General features: G+C 72.7%; 13 protein-coding genes and 1 pseudogene. 8 read left to right on the forward strand and 6 right to left on the reverse strand.

The genetic code is table 11. From position 1 onward, the window contains the following. Nucleotides 1-9: 9 nt before the first annotated feature. A complete protein-coding gene (locus J2S63_RS14760) occupies nucleotides 10-210 on the reverse strand; it encodes a cold-shock protein (RefSeq protein WP_310303725.1) in 201 nt (66 codons plus the stop codon). A gap of 318 nt (nucleotides 211-528) precedes the next feature. Between J2S63_RS14760 and J2S63_RS14765 the strand changes: the two genes are divergently transcribed. Beyond that, a complete protein-coding gene (locus J2S63_RS14765; protein ID WP_310303727.1) occupies nucleotides 529-2010 on the forward strand; it encodes a DUF4389 domain-containing protein in 1482 nt (493 codons plus the stop codon). Beyond that, nucleotides 2007-2522, forward strand: a complete 516-nt coding sequence (locus tag J2S63_RS14770; RefSeq protein WP_310303728.1) for a hypothetical protein — start codon at nucleotides 2007-2009, stop codon at nucleotides 2520-2522. The genes J2S63_RS14765 and J2S63_RS14770 overlap by 4 nt, the downstream gene beginning before the upstream one ends. On the opposite strand, the gene J2S63_RS14775 is transcribed toward J2S63_RS14770, so the two are convergent. From J2S63_RS14775 to J2S63_RS14785, 3 genes are read right to left on the reverse strand one after another with little or no spacing between them, the layout of a single operon-like run. Continuing rightward, complete coding sequence (locus J2S63_RS14775; RefSeq protein ID WP_310303730.1) at nucleotides 2479-3543, reverse strand: ABC transporter permease; 1065 nt, start codon at nucleotides 3541-3543, stop codon at nucleotides 2479-2481. The genes J2S63_RS14770 and J2S63_RS14775 overlap by 44 nt on opposite strands. Continuing rightward, nucleotides 3540-4289 carry an ABC transporter ATP-binding protein gene (locus tag J2S63_RS14780; protein WP_310303732.1) on the reverse strand — a complete coding sequence of 250 codons (750 nt, stop codon included), beginning with the start codon at nucleotides 4287-4289 and terminating at the stop codon, nucleotides 3540-3542. The genes J2S63_RS14775 and J2S63_RS14780 overlap by 4 nt, the downstream gene beginning before the upstream one ends. A 4-nt stretch (nucleotides 4290-4293) precedes the next feature. Continuing rightward, nucleotides 4294-5157, reverse strand: coding sequence for a universal stress protein (locus J2S63_RS14785; protein ID WP_310303735.1), 864 nt, complete (start codon nucleotides 5155-5157; stop codon nucleotides 4294-4296). A gap of 116 nt (nucleotides 5158-5273) precedes the next feature. On the opposite strand from J2S63_RS14785, the pseudogene J2S63_RS21325 reads away from it, so the two are divergent. Next, nucleotides 5274-5810: pseudogene (locus J2S63_RS21325) on the forward strand (GAF domain-containing protein); the annotation flags it as partial. 49 nt (nucleotides 5811-5859) lie between these two features. On the opposite strand, the gene J2S63_RS14790 reads toward J2S63_RS21325, so the two are convergent. Together J2S63_RS14790 and J2S63_RS14795 are read right to left on the reverse strand one after the other, a co-directional pair. Further along, nucleotides 5860-7053, reverse strand: a complete 1194-nt coding sequence (locus J2S63_RS14790; protein WP_310303736.1) for a serine hydrolase domain-containing protein — start codon at nucleotides 7051-7053, stop codon at nucleotides 5860-5862. Nucleotides 7054-7089: 36 nt separating this feature from the next. Further along, nucleotides 7090-7794: a hypothetical protein gene (locus tag J2S63_RS14795; RefSeq protein ID WP_310303738.1), complete on the reverse strand. Its 705-nt coding sequence runs from the start codon at nucleotides 7792-7794 to the stop codon at nucleotides 7090-7092. A gap of 71 nt (nucleotides 7795-7865) precedes the next feature. Here J2S63_RS14795 and J2S63_RS14800 point away from each other — a divergent pair, with 71 nt between their 5' ends. The 5 genes from J2S63_RS14800 (at nucleotide 7866) to J2S63_RS14820 (ending at nucleotide 12872) form a co-directional block, all read left to right on the forward strand. Continuing rightward, the gene (locus J2S63_RS14800; RefSeq protein ID WP_310303740.1) at nucleotides 7866-8984 is read left to right on the forward strand and encodes a DUF3253 domain-containing protein; all 1119 of its coding nucleotides are present in this window, start codon (nucleotides 7866-7868) and stop codon (nucleotides 8982-8984) included. Nucleotides 8985-9034: 50 nt separating this feature from the next. Further along, on the forward strand, nucleotides 9035-10711 hold the full coding sequence (locus tag J2S63_RS14805) for a calcium-binding protein (RefSeq protein ID WP_310303742.1): 1677 nt from the start codon (nucleotides 9035-9037) through the stop codon (nucleotides 10709-10711). 72 nt (nucleotides 10712-10783) lie between these two features. Then, nucleotides 10784-12019 carry a type III sulfide quinone reductase, selenoprotein subtype gene (gene sqr, locus J2S63_RS14810; RefSeq protein WP_310303744.1) on the forward strand — a complete coding sequence of 412 codons (1236 nt, stop codon included), beginning with the start codon at nucleotides 10784-10786 and terminating at the stop codon, nucleotides 12017-12019. A gap of 23 nt (nucleotides 12020-12042) precedes the next feature. After that, on the forward strand, nucleotides 12043-12357 hold the full coding sequence (locus J2S63_RS14815; protein ID WP_310303746.1) for a TusE/DsrC/DsvC family sulfur relay protein: 315 nt from the start codon (nucleotides 12043-12045) through the stop codon (nucleotides 12355-12357). Continuing rightward, nucleotides 12357-12872: a DsrE/DsrF/DrsH-like family protein gene (locus tag J2S63_RS14820; RefSeq protein ID WP_310303749.1), complete on the forward strand. Its 516-nt coding sequence runs from the start codon at nucleotides 12357-12359 to the stop codon at nucleotides 12870-12872. The genes J2S63_RS14815 and J2S63_RS14820 overlap by 1 nt, the downstream gene beginning before the upstream one ends. Nucleotides 12873-12917: the final 45 nt, after the last annotated feature.

The raw sequence follows: 12917 nt of genomic DNA on the forward strand, positions 1-12917 counted from the left end.
GGGGTCAGGTCAGATCGCGCGGACCTGCGAGGCCTGCGGGCCCTTGGGGCCCTGCACGATGTCGAACTCGACCTGCTGGTTCTCCTCGAGCGACTTGTAGCCGTTGCCCTGGATCTCCGAGTAGTGGACGAAGACGTCCGGCCCCTCAGTGGGAGCGATGAAGCCGAAGCCCTTCTCAGCGTTGAACCACTTGACGGTTCCCTGTGCCATGTTGCATTGCCCTTTCACGAGCGTGTGATGGTGAAGACGAATCCGACACAGGCAGTGAAGACACAGCAGTGAAAACCAAGACCAGCGAAGAACTCTGTTCCTACCCTACGCCCTCGAGGCCCAGAAGCCGATTCGGGCGGTCGCCGTGTCGGTCCGAAGGTCTCTCGGACGCCCGCCGGACGGGCCGGGCACGACGGCGATGTCGCCCACCTCACCCTCCGCAGCCACGCCGGCGCGCTCACCTGGCGAGAGGATGGAGGTGTCAGGTCGGAGCGACGCTCCGCGCCCTCCGACACCACCGTGTGGAGGAGGTCCGTGATGACCACGGCCATCGATCCCAACGGGACGCCCTCGAACGCGCTCAGGTCGCGCAACCGTCCTGTCCCGCTCGTCCTCGGCGTCCTGCTCGCCCTCGTCGGACTGCCGCTGCTGCTCGGAGGCCTCGGTCTCAGCTGGGCCCTGGCGACCCAGCGTGATGCCGACGGCTTCTTCACCCTGCCGAGCGAGCACCTGACCACCAGCGTCACCGCACTGAGCAGCGGGGCGGTCGAGCTCGGCCAGGCGGACTCCGACCGGTTCTGGACCGAGCACGACCTGGCGACGCTGCGGCTCGACGCCCGCTCCACCAGCGGCTCGGTCTTCGTCGGCGTGGCTCCGACCCGTGACGTCGAGGCCTGGCTCGCCGGCACGTCGTACGACGAGCTGACCGACGTGCGCACCGACCCGTTCCGCTACTCCCTGACCCGGCACGGCACGGAGGGGACCCTGGGCAGCACACCCGGTGAGCAGACCTTCTGGACCGCGCAGGCCACCGGCCCCGGCACCCAACGGCTGGTCTGGGACGTCGACCCCGGGACCTACACGCTCGTGGTGATGAACAGCGACGCCACCGCCGGCGTGGACGTCGACCTCACGGTCGGTGCCCGCTTCGGCTTCCTCGTCCCGATCGCCGTCGGCCTGGTCGTGGGCGGTGTCCTGCTGATCGCCGTCGGCGGCCTGCTCATCGCGTACGGCGTGCACCCGGCCGGCCCCGCGGTCCCCACCCAGCGGACGACCGTCCCGGTGGGGGTGACCGAGACTCCGCGGCCGTCACCGGTCCACGTCACCGGCTTCCAGGACGAGCACCTGAGCCGCGGCCTGTGGCTGGTCAAGTGGCTGCTCGCCCTGCCGCACTGGATCGTGCTCGCCGTGCTGTGGGTGGTCTACGCCGTCCTGACCGTCGTCGCGTTCTTCGCGATCCTCGTCACCGGTCGCTACCCGCGCTCGCTGTTCGACCTCGACGTGGGGATCATGCGCTGGACCTGGCGGGTGCAGTTCTACGCCACCAGCGCGATCGGCACGGACCGCTACCCGCCGTTCACCCTCGGACGCAGCGACTACCCGGCCGACCTCGACGTCGACTACCCCGAGCACCTCTCGCGGGGGCTCGTGCTCGTGAAGTGGTGGCTGCTGGCGATCCCGCAGCTGCTCGTCGTCGCGGTCCTCGCCGGCACGTGGAGCGGGTCCAGCGACCGGTCGCACCTGGTCGTCGGGGGTCTGATCGGCGCGCTCACCCTCGCCGCGGGCCTGCTGCTGCTGTTCACCGGGCGCTACCCGCGGCCGCTGTTCGACCTCCTGGTCGGGCTCAACCGCTGGGTGTTCCGGGTGCTCGCCTACGTCTCGCTGATGACCGACGACTACCCGCCGTTCCGGCTCGACCAGGGCCCCGAGGAGCCCGAGCCGCCTCGGCCCGCTGGCGCGCCTCCGGTCGCGCCGTTCAGCCAGGTCGAGCAGACGGCGGGTGACCGGGTGACGCCGTGAGCGCGACGCGCACCGACCTGCACTGGCTCCCGCTCGGAGCCGGTGGTCGGTGCGTCCGCACCAACGGCCGGGTCTACGAGCGGGTGCTGGCGACCGCGCAGCGTCGTACGCCGTGCGAGCTGTTCCACGCCGCCCTCCTCGTCCACTCGCCCGAGGGCACGACGGTGCTCGAGGTCGCGCCCGTCTGGGACTGCCCGGACGGGCGGACGGACCACGGCGCTGTCGTGACCGGGCCGGTCGGGCTCCGGACGCTCGGGCGCTGGTCGCTGTTCCGCTACGAGGTGCGGTGCTGGCGAGACGGGGTCCTCCCCGACCTCGACGCGACCGTCGGGCAGCCCGTCACGCTGACCGAGGACGCGGCCGTCGGCCCTCGCCTGGTCGAGCTCGCCCCACGGGTTCCCGCCCTGACCTGGGGCCGGGACGAGCTCCGGCTCGCCCGGACTGGGCCGGGCGAGCCGTCGGTCCTGCTCAGGCGGTGTCCCACCGGAACAGCCGGGACGCCACGAACGTGAGGACGGCGGCGAAGGCGAGCAGGATCGCCATCGGGACCAGCGCCGAGGCGGGCCCCTCGCCGCGGACCATCACGTCGAGCATCGCGTCGTTGAGGTGGCGCAGGGGGAGGGCCTTCGAGACGACCTGCAACCAGGACGGCGCGCCCTCCAGCGGGAAGAACGAGCCGGACAGGAACGCCATCGGCAGGACGAGGAAGTTGGCCAGGTTGACCGCTCCCTCCGTCGTGCGGGACAGCGCACCGGCGAGGAGCCCGAGCGACATGAACGCCAGCGTGCCGGTGACCAGCAGGGGGACCGCCATCCACCAGGCGCCGTCGAGCTGCAGTCCGAAGGCGGCCATCCCGAGACCGACGAAGATCGCCAGCTGCACCAGGGCGATCGTGATCGTCACCAGCACCCGGGCGCTCACGATCGCCCCGGCCGGGGCCGGTGAGAGCTGCAGCCGTCGCAGCAGCTTGCTCTCCCGCCAGCCCTGCAGCGTGGCGGCTGCCCCGAAGGCCGCGCTCATCGCGACGGCCCAGCCCAGGAGGCCGGGCGTGACGAACTGGATGGTCTTGAGCGAGTCGTCCTCGACCCGCTCGGTGCGAAGGGTGAAGGCCGGCGGCCTGCCGGACGCGGCGACGTTGGCGGCGTCGACGAACGCGCGGAGCGTGCCCTGGGTGATCGCCGCCCGGACGGCGTCGGTCTGCGTGTAGTGCGCGACCAGCGTGTCGCCCCTCATCTCGACCGCGACGTCGGCATCGCCCTTGCGCACTCGGGTGATCGCGCCGGCGCGGTCCTGGGTGCGGGTGGTCTCGAACGTCTCGTCCCACGCCTTGCGGGCGTCGGCGGGGAGGTCGTCGATCAGCGGCACCGCTCCGACCTGCACGAGCTCGACCTTGGACTGCTGCGGGTCGTTGAAGATCCCGCCGAACAGCACCAGGAACATCAGCGGGAAGACGAGGGCGAAGAACACCGACGCCCGGTCCCGCACGAATCCCTTGAGGATCGCCAGCGCGATCGCACGGAAGGCGGGGCTCACGGGCGGTACTCCCGCCCGGTCAGGTCGAGGAAGACGTCGTCGAGGGTGGCGGGTCGCGCGTCGGGTCCGGACCGGGCGTCGAGCGAGGCGCGCAGCTCCGCCGGCGTCCCGAGCCGGAGGATCCGGCCGCCGTCCATGATCGCCACGCGCTCGCACAGCAGGTCGGCCTCCTCGAGGTGGTGCGTGGTGAGCACGATCGTCCGCTGCGACTCGGTGAGGCTGCGCAGCAGGTCCCACAGGTTGTGCCGCGCCTGCGGGTCGAGAGCCGCGGTCGGCTCGTCGAGGAACACCAGCTCGGGGTCGTGGACCAGCGCGCAGGCGATCGCGAGCCTCTGCTTCTGCCCGCCCGACAGGTTCTCGGTGCGCGAGGACGCCTTCTCCGCCAGGCCCACGCGATCGAGCCACGCCTCCGCACGGTCGGGCGGCACGTCGTACAGCGCCCCGAAGGTGCGGATCTGCTCGCGCGCGGTGAGGCGCTCGAAGAACGCCGAGGTCTGCAGCTGCACGCCGATGCGGCGCAGGAGCGCGGTGTCGCGCGGGTGGGACGGGTGCCCCAGCAGCTCGGCCCGCCCCGCGTCCGGCTTGCGCAGTCCCTCGAGCAGCTCCAGCGTCGTGGTCTTGCCGGCGCCGTTGGGTCCGAGGATGCCGAAGGTCTCGCCGACCCCCACCTCGAGCGAGACACCGTCGACCGCACGCAGGTCGCCGTAGGTCTTGACCAGGTCCTGGGCTACGACGGCGCGCTCCATGCGGTCAACCTACGGGCACCACCAGGACCGGGCAGGTGGAGGTGCGGATGGCGGTGCGGGCCACCGAGCCCAGCCGGTGGGGCAGCGGGGTGTGGTGGGTGTGCCGGCCCACCACGAGCAGCCGGGAGGTCGCCGCGAGCCGGGACAGCGCGTCGGCGGGCCACTCGTGCAGCGCCTGGACCTCGATCGGGAGGCCGGGGTGCTGCTCGAGGACCGGCCGCGCCGCGGCCAGCAGGTCGTGCTCGAGACGGGTGTCCCACTCGGGGTCGATCCTGGCGCTGATCAGGTCGTCGTACACCGAGTCGAGGTGCCACCCGTGCACCAGCCGCAGCGGGGCCCCGGTGGACGAGGCCTCTGCTGCGGCCGTCTCCAGCACCTGCTGGGGCGCGCCCCCCTCGTGGACGCCGACCGTCACCCACTCGCCGGTGTGGTCCGGCGACCAGCCCTCGGGCACGGCCACCACCGGGCAGTGTGCGTGAGTGGCGACCGCGGTCGTCGTCGAGCCGGTGTGGATGCGGTGGCTCCGGTCGCGGTGGCTGACCACGACCAGGTCCGCGTCCCGGCTCAGGTCGACCAGCATCTGCCCGGGCCGCCCGTCGTCCAGCACGGCCTCCGGCTTGTCGACGCCCTCCGGCGCCACGTGGAGGTAGGCCTCCACGCAGCCGTGGAGGAGGTACGACGCGGCCTCGGCCAGCGGTTCGTCGGCCACCAGCACGCTCGGTGGAGGAGGCGGGAGCACGTGCCCGTAGGCGTGCGCGAGGGTGACGCGCTCGCCCGTGCGGGCGGCTCGCTCCCCGGCCCACCGCAGGGCCGCTGTGTCCTGGCCCTTCCCGGTCACTCCGACGACGATTCCGTGTGCGCTGGTCATGACGACGTCCTTCCGTGCACGTCCAGCCTTCCGCTGCCCACTGGTGGACCCCAGGGCCGATGGGCACCAGCCCCGACCCCACCTGGCCCTGACCGGGGCCAGGCTCCCCGGGTTCGATGGGAAGCCGGGCACGGGCGAGCCCGACTACCCATCGAGCAGCACCTCAGAGGAGGGGACATGACGTCCGAGACCGACCGGGAGACGACGTGAGCGACACCCGGTCCCTGGCCCGGGCTGGGGTCGAGCCGGGCATCGACCGAAGCCACACGCCCCAGGAGAGGTACGCCGCCCTGGTCGCCGCCTGCACCACCCGGCTCGGGCTGGAGGCGGCGTCGTACGCCGTCCTGACGCCCGGCCGCGGACTCACCCCGCTCGCCGCGGATCCGCTGGGTCGTGTGCTCGCGCTCCTCGAGCGGCACCTCGACCAGGGGCCGGCGACGGACGCCCTCCGCACCGGGGCCGTGGTCGGCGCCGACGACCCGGCGACCTTGCGCAGACGCTGGCCGGCCATCGCTCTCGAGCTCGAGCGGCGCGGCATCTCGAGTGCCTACGGCATCCCGCTGCACGACCGGGCGGACGGGGGGCCGGTCAGCGGAGCTCTCGTGCTCTACGCGGGACGTCCCCTCGAGGCCGCCGAGGTCAGGCTGGCCCGGTCCTTGGCGACGGTGTGGGCGCCCGCCCGCCTGCCCGCGAGGACTCGACCTAGCCGGCAGCGCGCGCGGCTTCCAGGGCGGCGCCCCCGATCGCCGACATCCGGCCGTCGGCGATCGGCTGCAGCCGGTTGCCGAGCCGGTTGCTCACGAACGCCAGGGAGAGACCGGTCTCGGGGTCGGCCCAGGCCCCTGACCCGCCGAAGCCGTAGTGGCCCACCGACCGCCGCGGCATGCGCTCGACCCGGAGCCACGCCGGGTGGAAGCCCAGTCGCCAGTGCGGACGGATCCCGAGCACGTAGTCGCGGCGCCGGGTCTGGGTCTCGCTGAGCTGGGCGATGCGCTCCGACGACAGGTAGCGGTTGCCGTCCAGCACGCCGTCGTTGGCGATCGCGGCGTACATCCGCGCGAGCGCGGGGGCGCTGAACACGCCGTTCCACCCGGGCATCACCGCGTCGTGGGCCCGCGGGCTGCGCGCAAGCTCGTCGAACCCCTCGGCCATGCCGGCCTCGGCGATCGCCCGCAGGCCCGGCAGGCCCGAGAGGATGCGACCGGTGGTGCTCCACGGCATCGGACCCGGCTTCACGGTGGGGAACACCCGCGCGATCCGCACCCGGGACTCCTGCGGCACGTGGAACCACAGCTCCTCCGCACCGAGCGGGTCCGAGACCTCCTCCTTGAGCAGCGTGGTGAAGTCCTTGCCCGTCACGCGGGCGGCGAGCTCGGCGACCAGGTTGCCGTAGGTCACCGCGTGGTAGCCCGGCCCCTGGAACCGCCGCGGGTCGGGTCGCGCCGCGGCCAGGGCGTCGGCGAAGGCCCGGTAGTCGAGCAGGACCTTCTGCGTCGGCGCGACCTCGCGCACGTTGTGCAGGCCGGCCCGGTGCGACATCAGCTCGCGGACGGTGATGCGCTCCTTGCCGGCGGCCGCGAACTCCGGCCAGTAGGTCGCGACCGGCTGGTCGTAGTCGACGAGGCCGCGGTCGGCGAGCCGGTGCACGACGGTGCTGGCCACGCCCTTGCCGGTCGAGAAGCACAGCGTGACGGTGTCGTGGGTCCAGCGGGTGTCCTTGGCGCGCCACCCGGCCCACACGTCGAGCACCTTCTCGCCGTGGAGGTACGCCGCCACGGCGCCGCCCCCGTCGCCGCGCCGTTGGAACCGCTCGAAGAAGCGGTCGGCGGCCGACCGGAAACGCGGGTCGACGTACATCTCGCGGGCGGGGGCGTCCCGTGGCTGCGTGCTGCTCATGCCCCATGGTGCCCACGAGAGGGGTGCGGACCCAGGTCAGGTGTCCGTCGACGGCGTGGCGCGGGGGCCCCATCCCGGCGGCGGGCCCCACCCGTGCGGGCCACCGAAGCCGCGGCCGTGCCTCATGCCCATCCCGGGACCGCCGGTGCTGAGCTCGACCGTCCCGAGGTCCTTGCTGACCTCGGCGTGGACCGGCTCGTCGCCGCGGACGCCCATCACGTCGTAGGACCCGTCGTCCTCCTTGAGGACAGCGACCACCTTCACCGCCTTGTCCTTCTTGGTGACCGCGTCGACCACGTCGGCCTTCTCGGACCCCGTGACCGGCGTGTGCCCGCGCATCCCGCCGGGACCGCCGGGGCCGCCGGGGAAGCCCGGACCGCCCCGCATGCCGGGGACCCTCCCGGGAGCCCTGAGCTCGACGGTGCCCAGGTCATTGCTCACCTCGATGCGGACCGGCCGGCCGCCCCGGGTGCCCATCACGTCGTAGGACCCGTCCTCGTCCTTCATCACCACCCGGACGGTGACGTCGTCGTACTTCCCCGTGACCGCGGAGGCGACCTTGCTCCGCTCGCTGCCGGTGACGGGGGTGTGGTCGTGACCCCACCCGTGGCCTTGGCCCATGCGCGGACCCGGGGACTCGTCGTCGTCGGTGGCGGCGGTGGCGAGGTTGACCCCGCCGGCGATGACGGCGCCGGCGGCGAGCGCGGAGGCCCCGAGGAGGACGGTCTTCGTGCGGTTCATGGCTCCATGGTGCGCCCCCGACCTGTCAGGAGCATGTGGGTGCGCTTGGCGCTGGTGGAGAGGGTGGGGGCATGCCGGAGGGCCACACCATCCACGCGCTCGCGCAGCGGCTCGACGCCGCGTTCGCGGGCACGTCGCCGCGGGCCTCCTCGCCGCAGGGCCGGTTCACCGAGGAGGCGGCGCTGCTCGACGGCCAGGAGTACGCCGGCGCCGAGGCGTTCGGCAAGCACCTCACGATCCGCTTCGCCGGCGCGCCGCTCGTGCACGTGCACCTCGGGCTGTTCGGCAAGCTCTCGGTCACGCAGCACCGCCGCAAGCTCCCCGAGGGCGGCCTCGCCGGGCTCGAGGTGCCGGTGACCGGGCAGGTGCGGCTGCGGCTGCTCTCGGAGACGCACGTCGCCGACCTGCGCGGGGCGGCCACCTGCGAGCTGCTGACCGAGCAGGAGTGGTCGGACAAGGCGACCCGCATCGGGGCGGACCCCCTGCGCCGCAGGTCGATCCCCGCCGACACCGCGCATCGCATCCTCCGCAGCAACCGTCCGGTCGGTGCCCTGCTGATGGACCAGTCGCTGATCGCAGGCGTCGGCAACGTCTACCGCGCCGAGCTGCTCCACCGGCTGCGGCTCGACCCCCACCTGCCCGGTCGCGAGCTGACCGAGGGAGTCGTGCAGCGGGTCTGGGAGGAGCTCGTCCGGCTCATGCCCTACGGCGTGCGGACCGGTCGCATCCTCGTCGACGACGGTGACCTACGACGGGCCGCGGCGCTCCTGCGCGAGGGCCGGAGCGGACGCATCCGGCCGACGTACGCCGTCTACCGCCGGCACGGCAGGGCCTGCCCCCGCTGCGGGGAGACCGTCCTCAGGGCGACGATGGCCGCGCGCAACCTCTACTGGTGCCCGGGCTGCCAGGGTGGTCTGCCGGACCTCGAGGACCCCGCCGTCGCCCGGCTGCTGGCCGGCGACGTGCGCGAGCTGGTCGCCGCGCGCCCGGCCGGGAGCGTCTGCCCCTCCGAGGTGGCCCGCAGGGCGGCCGACGAGATCGGCACCCCGGGCTGGCGTGACCTCATGCCACTGGTCCGCGAAGTTTCATTGTCACTCGCACAAGAAGGTGCGATCGAGCTGCGCCGTCGCGGCGAGCGGCTCGACCCCGCCGACATCGGCGCGGGACCCATCCGGCTCGCCCCGGTGTGACGGGGCTTTGGGCCCTGGGGCGACCCGCGGCGCGGGCGGACAATCCCGGCATGAGACCGCGCCTCGCCCTCGTCCCCCCGGTCCTGCTCCTCGCCGCGTGGGGCCCGGGACTCGCGCAGCCGGCCGGCGCCGCCCTCGAGTGCTTCGGCCGGTCCCCGACCCACGTGATGGGGACGGCCGAGGGCACGTACACCGGCACCAACGGTCCCGACGTGATCATCGGGTCGTCGGCGAACGACGTCATCTACGCCCTCGACGGTGACGACCTGATCTGCGGGCGCGGGGGCAACGACGACCTCTGGGGGGCCGGCGGCTACAACCGGTTCCTGCCGGGCGACGGCGACGACCGGGTCTTCGGCAACTCGAGCCTGCGCCAGGACTCGGTCTGGTACACCGGCGCCCCGGGCCCGGTGACCGCGTCCCTCGCGACGGCGACCGTGACGGGTGAGGGCACCGACGACCTCAGCTACGTCCGCATCCTGCACGGCTCGCCCTACGCCGACGACCTCACCGGCTACGACGGTCTCGGCACGGTGTACGGCGGTCCAGGTGACGACACGCTCCGGCTGGGCAACGCCTCCGGGGCCGCCGCGGAAGGCGAGGAGGGCGACGACACGCTGCTGGGCGGTCCGGCCGACGACTCGCTCAACGGGGGCCCAGGCAACGACGTGCTGGAGGGCGGGTCGGGCAACGACGACCTGGTCGGTGACCACACCGCGACCAGCTCCGACGACGACGGCGGGCCCAACGGCGACGACGTCCTGCGGGGCGGGGAGGGCGACGACCACCTCTGGGGCATGGGTGGGGCCGACCAGCTGACCGGCGGCCCCGGCGACGACTGGCTCAACGGCGCCGGTGAGATCTACTGCGTCAAGATGCAGGGCTGCGAGAGCTACGACTCGAGCGGCGCGGACCGGGTCGTCTACTCCTCCGCCCCGGGTCCTGCCGAGGTCGACCTCGGCGCCGGTTCGGCCGAGGGCGACGGCGCCGACCAGGTGACCGATGTCGAGCAGGTCGTGGGCAGCCGCTTCGCCGACGTGCTGACCGGGTCGGCAGGGGCGGACCGGCTCAGTGGTGTGGGCGGCTCGGACACCCTCGCGGGCCTGGGCGGCGCCGACGTGCTGCTGGGCGGGGCCGGTGACGACGCGATCGGCGGGGGCGCCGACGTCGACACCGTCTCCTACACCTCGTCGTCCACGGCGGTCGTCGTCGACCTGACCGCGGGGACCGCCGCCGGCGAGGGACGCGACACCCTCACCGACGTGGAGAACGCGACCGGCTCGGCGTACGGCGACCGTTTGCGCGGCACGCCCACGGTCAACGTGCTGGTCGGCAGCACCGGCACCGACACGCTCCTCGGGCGTGGGGGCGCGGACACCCTCACCGGCGGAGAGGGCAGCGACTCACTCACCCCGGGCACCGGGGCCGACACCGTGTCGGGCGGGTCGGGCACCGACCTGCTGCGCTACGCCGAGGCGACGGCCGGCGTGGTCGTGGACCTCGCCGCCGGCACGGCGACCGGGGAGGGGCCGGACGCGTTCACCGGCATCGAGAACGTCCTGGGATCGAGCCACGCCGACACCCTTCGCGGCAACGACCTGGCCAACCGCCTCAGCGGCGGTGCCGGCCCGGACCGGCTGGTCGGTCGCGGCGGCACCGACACCTGCCTGGGAGGCAGCGGCACCGACACCGCCGGCACGTGCGAGGTCCTGTCGTCCGTGCCGTGACCGAGTGACCGTGTGACCGACCAGACGACCGATCGCCTGGTGACCCGGCCCTGGCGGGAGGACGCTGGAGGCATGAGGACAGAGCGAAGGCTCCTCGTCCTCGGCGCCGGCACCGCCGGGACGATGGTGGCCAACAAGGTGCACCGCAAGATCCCCGAGTGGCACGTCACGGTCGTCGCGAGGGACGACGACCACGACTACCAGCCCGGCTACCTCTTCGTCCCGTTCGGGGCCAACCGTCCCGAGCAGCTGCGACGCAGGGTGCCCGACCTGCTGGCGAGCGGTGTCGAGCTCGTCACCGGCGAGGTCGACCTGGTCGAGCCCGTCCAGCACCTCGTGCGGCTGGCCGACGGGCGCGAGCTGGCCTACGACGTGCTCGTCGTCGCGACGGGGACCACGCCGCGACCCGACCAGACCCCGGGGATGCTCGGGCCGGAGTGGCACCGGTCGGTCGGTGAGTTCTACACGCTCGAGGGTGCCACCGCGCTCGCCGACCAGCTCGCCGCCTTCCGCGGCGGACGCCTGGTGGTGCACGTGACCGAGATGCCGATCAAGTGCCCGGTCGCCCCGCTGGAGTTCACCTTCCTCGCCCACGACTTCCTGACCCGCCGCGGCCTGCGCGACGCGACCGAGCTCGTCTACGTCACCCCGCTCGACGGCGCGTTCACCAAGCCCGTCGCCAGCCGCCGGCTCGGCCACGCCCTCGCCGAGCGCGACATCCACCTCGAGACCGACTTCGTCGTCGAGGAGGTCGACCAGGACCGCCGCGTCCTGTCGTCGTACGACGGCCGCGAGGTCCCCTACGACCTGCTCGTCACCGTGCCCCTCAACATGGGGGCCGACGTGATCGGACGCTCGGGACTCGGCGACGAGCTCAACTACGTGCCCGTCGACAAGCACACGCTGCGCTCGACCGAGCACGACGACGTGTTCGCCGTCGGTGACGCCGCCGACCTCCCGACCTCCAAGGCCGGGTCGGTGGCGCACTTCGCCGCCGAGGTGCTCGTGGACAACCTCGTCGACCTCGCCGAGGGCCGACCGCTCTCGCACTCCTTCGACGGCCACGCCAACTGCTTCGTCGAGTCGGGGCACGGCAAGGCCCTGCTGCTCGACTTCAACTACGACACCGAGCCGCTCACCGGCACCTTCCCCCTGCCCGGGGTCGGGCCGCTGCGCCTGCTCGAGGAGTCGCGGCTCAACCACCTCGGGAAGCTCGCCTTCCGGCACGCCTACTGGAACGTCCTGCTCCCCGGCCGCCCGCTCGGGCTCCCCTCGGCCATGTCGATGGCCGGGAAGCACCCCGAGTGAGCACGACGCTCAGGAGGAAGGACATGACCACCACCACGATCGCCGGCCGTCAGGTCGACGTGAACGAGGAAGGGTTCCTCACCGACCCCGGCCAGTGGGACGACCAGCTGGGCACCGAGCTGGCCCACCTCATCGGGCTCGAGCTGACCGAGGACCACTGGAAGCTGATCCGCTTCCTGCGCGAGGACCACGCCGTCACCGGCGAGACCGCGACGTTGCGCCGGGTCAGCACGCGGACCGGCGTGCCGGTCAAGCAGCTGTTCGCGCTGTTCCCGGCCAAGCCCGCCAAGAAGCTGGCCTACGTGGCCGGCCTGCCCAAGCCGAAGGGATGTGTGTGATGACCACCGAGATCACCGAGACCGCCCCGATCGTGCCGTCGTTCGACGACGTGACCACCGACCGCAAGCTGGCGATCATCTGCTCCAAGGGGAACCTCGACATGGCCTACCCGGGTCTCATCCTCGCCAACGCAGCGCTGGGGGAGGGCATCGAGACGCACCTGTTCTTCACGTTCTGGGGCTTCGAGATGATCAACCGCAAGACGATGGGCCACCTGCACTTCTCGCCCATGGGCAACACCGCGACGCACATGCCCAACGCCCTCTCCGGGCTGCCCGGCATGACCGCGATGGCCACGCACATGATGAAGAAGCAGATCGCGGACCTCGACGTGCCCGAGGTCCCGGAGTTCCTCGAGCAGATCCACGAGTCCGGCGGTCACCTGTGGGCGTGCCGCATGTCGGCCGACATGATGAAGCTGCACGAGGAGGACCTCTACGAGGGCGTCGAGGGCATCATCTCGGCCAGCGACTTCATGGAGCTGACCGACGGCGCTCAGATCCTCTTCATCTGACCCGCCTGAGGACGTGAGAGGACCGGCCCTCCGGGGTAACAGGCG

This window comes from Nocardioides marmoribigeumensis, from assembly GCF_031458325.1.
Classification (GTDB): Bacteria; Actinomycetota; Actinomycetes; order Propionibacteriales; family Nocardioidaceae; genus Marmoricola_A; species Marmoricola_A marmoribigeumensis.

What these genes read in the sequence shown, in the direction of transcription:
- J2S63_RS14760 (WP_310303725.1), bottom strand. Translation starts at nt 210, where the DNA reads ATGGCACAGGGAACCGTCAAGTGGTTCAACGCTGAGAAGGGCTTCGGC.
- J2S63_RS14765 (WP_310303727.1), top strand. Translation starts at nt 529, where the DNA reads ATGACCACGGCCATCGATCCCAACGGGACGCCCTCGAACGCGCTCAGG.
- J2S63_RS14780 (WP_310303732.1), bottom strand. Translation starts at nt 4,289, where the DNA reads ATGGAGCGCGCCGTCGTAGCCCAGGACCTGGTCAAGACCTACGGCGAC.
- J2S63_RS14785 (WP_310303735.1), bottom strand. Translation starts at nt 5,157, where the DNA reads ATGACCAGCGCACACGGAATCGTCGTCGGAGTGACCGGGAAGGGCCAG.
- J2S63_RS14790 (WP_310303736.1), bottom strand. Translation starts at nt 7,053, where the DNA reads ATGAGCAGCACGCAGCCACGGGACGCCCCCGCCCGCGAGATGTACGTC.
- J2S63_RS14795 (WP_310303738.1), bottom strand. Translation starts at nt 7,794, where the DNA reads ATGAACCGCACGAAGACCGTCCTCCTCGGGGCCTCCGCGCTCGCCGCC.
- J2S63_RS14800 (WP_310303740.1), top strand. Translation starts at nt 7,866, where the DNA reads ATGCCGGAGGGCCACACCATCCACGCGCTCGCGCAGCGGCTCGACGCC.
- J2S63_RS14805 (WP_310303742.1), top strand. Translation starts at nt 9,035, where the DNA reads ATGAGACCGCGCCTCGCCCTCGTCCCCCCGGTCCTGCTCCTCGCCGCG.
- sqr (WP_310303744.1), top strand. Translation starts at nt 10,784, where the DNA reads ATGAGGACAGAGCGAAGGCTCCTCGTCCTCGGCGCCGGCACCGCCGGG.
- J2S63_RS14815 (WP_310303746.1), top strand. Translation starts at nt 12,043, where the DNA reads ATGACCACCACCACGATCGCCGGCCGTCAGGTCGACGTGAACGAGGAA.
- J2S63_RS14820 (WP_310303749.1), top strand. Translation starts at nt 12,357, where the DNA reads ATGACCACCGAGATCACCGAGACCGCCCCGATCGTGCCGTCGTTCGAC.